This window comes from Parasynechococcus sp., from assembly GCF_042954245.1.
Lineage (GTDB): Bacteria > Cyanobacteriota > Cyanobacteriia > PCC-6307 > Cyanobiaceae > Parasynechococcus.
Map to the genome: position 1 here is coordinate 1 of NZ_JBGKDP010000204.1, position 4,209 is coordinate 4,209.

Genomic DNA, 4,209 nt, shown 5'->3' on the forward strand with positions numbered 1-4,209 from the left:
GCGGGGGGGGATTGCCCTGGGGCTGATCGCCGATGGCGTGCACGTGCACCCGACGATGGCGGTGCTGTTGCAACGGCTGGCGCCGGAGCAGACGGTGTTGGTGAGCGATGCGCTGGCCCCCTACGGTCTGGCCGACGGAGAACACCGCTGGGACCAGCGGGTGCTGCTGGTGGAGAACGGCACCTGTCGTCTCGACGACGGCACCCTGGCGGGGGTGACCCTGCCGCAACTGGAGGGGGTGAAACGGCTGGCCCGCTGGAGTAACGCCCCCAGTGCTGCGATCTGGAGCGCCACGGTGGCACCGAGACGGGTGATTGGCGATGCAACGGGGTGCATGGACGCCCTGCGGGGACGGCCATTGACGCAGCTGCTGCGCTGGCACCAGAAGGAGGGTGATCTGCACTGGGCCTGCGCTGCTTAGGATCCCGCCGACGCAAACCCTTCCGCCATGGCCCCCGATCAGCTGCTGGAGCAGAAACAGGCCGAGAAGAAAGAGGTGAAGGGCTACTTCGAAACCACGGGTTTCGACCGCTGGAACCGCATTTACAGCGACAGCGACGACGTGAATAAGGTGCAGCGCAACATCCGCATCGGTCACCAGAAAACCGTGGATGCAGTGCTGGCCTGGATCAAGGAGAGCGGTGAACTCAGCCAGGCGAGCTTCTGCGACGCGGGCTGCGGCGTGGGCAGCCTCAGCCTGCCGCTGGCAGCGATGGGGGCGGGTTCGATCAGCGCCAGCGACATTTCAGAGGCCATGGCCCAGGAAGCCGAGCGTCGGGCCCGCGAGGCTGGCCTCGACATGGCCAAGCTGAACTTCTTCGCCAGCGACCTGGAAAGCCTGAGCGGCTCCTTCCACACGGTGTGCTGCGTGGATGTGTTCATTCACTACCCCCAGCAACCGGCCGAGGAGATGGTGAAGCACCTCTGCAGCCTCACCGAAGAACGGCTGATCGTGAGCTTTGCGCCCTACACACCGCTGTTGGCGCTGTTGAAGGGCATCGGCCAACTGTTCCCCGGCCCCAGCAAAACCACCCGGGCCTACACGCTCAAGGAAGACGGCATCGTGAAAGCAGCGGAAGCCTGTGGCTTCAAGCTGATGCGGCGCAGCCTGAATAAGGCCCCCTTCTACTTCTCGCGCTTGATCGAGTTCCGCAAGGCCTGATCTCCCTCACTTGGGGGATCCACCTGGAATGTTTTCTTCCCCAAGTGAGGGAGATCTGAAAGCCGCCAGGCGTGCAGCCGATAACCTCCATTACCGGGGATTGAGCTTGCTGAAATCTCGCGATTGCGCAGATACAGCGGATCCCCGAGCAGCGGACTGCCCAGCTGTGCCAAATGAATGCGGATCTGATGAGGCCGGCCGGTGATGATCGTCACCTGCAAGCGATCGCCCTCAGCTGTGCGCTCCAACACCTCCAGCTCGGAGTGGGCTGAGAGGCGTTTGCGGATCGGCGCATCGTCGAAGGGTTCCGGCCCCCAGATCCAGCCCAAGAGCGGGTGCGGCCGTTCCACCACATCACTGCTCACGCTCAAACACTGCCCCAACTCCAACCCAGGCACCCGCTGGCTCCAGGCCTGATAGACCTTGCGGCAACCGCCGTCGGGCCGGAACTGCTTCGACCAGAGGGCACGGGTGTGGGGCGTGCGGGCACACACCTGCAGGCCGGAGGTAAAGCGTCCCAGGCGGTGCACCGGCCGGGCCCCGGTGGGTTCGAGCAAGGCCGTGAGCGTGTGGTGCAGGAAGCCACCTCCGGGCATGACCGGCAAGCCGGAGGGCTTGTTGATCACCAGCAAGTCCCCGTCGTCGTGAATCGTCTCCCATTGATCGGGAATCGCCTCCTCCAGCCAGGGCGGACGCTGCCAGCACAGTGTCTCACCGCCTTGCAAGGCTCGATCGCTGCTGAGACGTACTCCGTTCCAATCCAGCTCACCAGCAGCGATCCGCTGCCGCCACAACGCAGCATCAGAGTGGCGATAGCGATCTGCCAGCCAATCGCTCACCAGGATGCCGGCATCGGCCCGCGGCACCCGATCGCGGTAGGTCCAGCCGTCATTAAGCGCGGCCGGCTTCAAGTCACCAGTCGGTGCTCCAGGGCGTAGCGCACCAGTTCGGTGCGGCTGGAGGTGCCCGTCTTGTTGAACAGCCGGCTCACGTACTTCTCAACGTTGCGGATCGACGTCTCCAGCTGCCGGGCAATCTCCTTGTTCATCAATCCTTCCGCCACCAGCTGGAGCACGCTCGCCTCCCGCGGCGTGAAGCTGTGAACCACCGGCTCGGTGGAGGGCAAAGCTTCGGCCTGGGCCAGGAGCGAGCGGATCTCGGTGATCTGCTTGGCCATCTGGCCCATATCGGTATCTGCAAAGCGCGCCGCCTCCGGCAACAGTCGGTGCTGGCGCGGGGCCACGTTGTGTACCCGCGCCACCAGCTCCTCGGGATCGAACGGCTTGGAGATGTAGTCGTCCACCCCGGCCAGATAGCCCTGGGTGCGGTCCGCCGTCATGCCCTTGGCGGTGAGGAAGATCACTGGGGTGCCGCCGAGCCGTTCATCGGCGCGCAACTTCTGCAGCAGACCATAACCATCCAGCCGCGGCATCATCACGTCGCTGATCACCACATCCGGCAGCATCTGCTGGGCCTTGGCGAAGCCTTCTTCACCGTCCACCGCGGTGGTTACATCAAATCCTTCGTCTTCCAGGTAGGCCTGCACCGCCGTGCGCAGACCCGGCTCATCGTCCACCAGCAACAGGCGCGGGGCGGGCACCGCAGCCTCGGCGGATTCAGCGGTGGGGGTGGGCGCGTCGCTCATGGCTGGAATCGCTCTGGCCGCAATGTATGGAGAGCGCGCTCAACGGGCCAGTGCGGGTAACTGCTCCTGCTGTTCGGGAATCAGGGTAGAAAAGCCCAGATCCAGGGCCTTCTGGCGCAACGTGGCAGGGTCGGTTCCCACAACCTCCGGCACGCAGGCTGCCCACCACACCAGGTGATCTTCCCGGTTCACATCGGTGATCGGACCGCCGGGATTGAGGGTGCGCACGTAGACCGCCACCGGGGTGCGTTTGACCCGCAAAGGCTTCTCGATGGAGCAATTGACGCTCTCGACACAGACGTTCAGATCTGATGCCGACTCCTCCCACAGCTGATAGCTGCGGATATCGGAATTCGACGAGGCTGGTTTCACCGCGTAGATCCCGATCGACAGGGTGCCGACGGGAGCCGGGCGTTCGATCAGCACCTTAAGATCGGCTGGCCGCGATCGCCGCATCCGCTCCAGCACCTGCTCACGATCAAAGGCGCCGACGGGCTGCGTCCAGATCAGCCCGCCCAAGCCCAGCAGAGCGATCGGCAATCGCAGACCCATGCCTGTGCTGTTCGCAATGCAGCACCATGATCGCAACATCTGCCTGAATCGTCCTGAGCGGCACCGCTCCCGCCTTTGATTTCCAGGCCACCACCCCCTGTGCGGCCGAGGTGGTGGAGGCGATGGCACCCTTCTGGAGTGCGGACTGGGGCAATCCCTCCAGCCGCCAGCATCGGCTCGGCCTCAGCGCCTCTGCCGCGGTGAAAGTGGCGCGGCGCCAGCTGGCGGAGGCGGTGGGGGTGACCCCAGAACGTCTGGTGTTCACCAGTGGCGCCACCGAAGCCAACAACATGGCCCTGTTGGGCCATGCCCGCGCCTTGGGCAAGGCGCATCTGATCAGCGTGGCCACCGAACACCACGCTGTGCTCGATCCGCTCAAGCAACTGCAGCGGGAGGGGTTCAGCGTCACCCTGCTGGCCCCTGGCCCCGATGGATTGATCAGCCCCGAGCAGCTGGAGGAGGCGATCACCCCCGAGACGCAGCTGGTGAGCGTGATGGCGGCCAACAACGAAATCGGCGTGCTCCAGCCGCTCGAGCAACTGGGAGCGGTTTGCCGCCGCCATGGCATCACCCTGCACAGCGATGGGGCCCAGGCCTTCGGGACGCTGCCGCTGAACCCTGATGCCCTGGGGGTTGACCTGCTCAGCCTCAGTGCTCACAAGCTCTACGGGCCCAAGGGCGTCGGCGCCCTGGTGCTCCGAGAGGGCATCGCGATCGAACCGCTGCAATGGGGTGGCGGTCAGGAGGCGGGGCTCCGGGCCGGCACCCTGCCCACCGCCTTGATCGTGGGCTTTGCCGCCGCCGCCCGCATCGCACTGCAGGAGCAAGATCAGCGCAATAGCCGACTGAA

5 protein-coding genes and 1 pseudogene are annotated in these 4,209 nt (G+C 65.1%); 3 read left to right on the top strand and 3 right to left on the bottom strand.

Going from position 1 to position 4,209, the window contains the following annotated elements:
- Positions 1 to 421 (top strand): annotated as a pseudogene (locus tag ACGVJ8_RS09230) (N-acetylglucosamine-6-phosphate deacetylase); the annotation flags it as partial.
- 27 nt (positions 422 to 448) lie between these two features.
- Positions 449 to 1,162, top strand: a complete 714-nt coding sequence (bchM, locus tag ACGVJ8_RS09235; RefSeq protein WP_392347459.1) for a magnesium protoporphyrin IX methyltransferase — start codon at positions 449 to 451, stop codon at positions 1,160 to 1,162.
- Here the strand turns inward: bchM and ACGVJ8_RS09240 are convergent.
- The 3 genes from ACGVJ8_RS09240 to ACGVJ8_RS09250 are packed head-to-tail and all read right to left on the bottom strand — an operon-like array spanning position 1,126 to position 3,359.
- The gene (locus ACGVJ8_RS09240; RefSeq protein ID WP_392347461.1) at positions 1,126 to 2,073 is read right to left on the bottom strand and encodes a pseudouridine synthase family protein; all 948 of its coding nucleotides are present in this window, start codon (positions 2,071 to 2,073) and stop codon (positions 1,126 to 1,128) included. The two genes, bchM and ACGVJ8_RS09240, sit on opposite strands and share 37 nt — an antisense overlap.
- On the bottom strand, positions 2,070 to 2,807 hold the full coding sequence (locus ACGVJ8_RS09245; protein WP_392347463.1) for a response regulator transcription factor: 738 nt from the start codon (positions 2,805 to 2,807) through the stop codon (positions 2,070 to 2,072). Before ACGVJ8_RS09245 ends, ACGVJ8_RS09240 begins: the two co-directional genes overlap by 4 nt.
- A 39-nt stretch (positions 2,808 to 2,846) precedes the next feature.
- On the bottom strand, positions 2,847 to 3,359 hold the full coding sequence (locus ACGVJ8_RS09250; protein ID WP_392347465.1) for a hypothetical protein: 513 nt from the start codon (positions 3,357 to 3,359) through the stop codon (positions 2,847 to 2,849).
- 122 nt (positions 3,360 to 3,481) lie between these two features.
- On the opposite strand from ACGVJ8_RS09250, the gene ACGVJ8_RS09255 reads away from it, so the two are divergent.
- A partial coding sequence (locus ACGVJ8_RS09255) for a cysteine desulfurase family protein (protein ID WP_392347467.1) occupies positions 3,482 to 4,209 on the top strand: 728 nt, incomplete at its 3' end.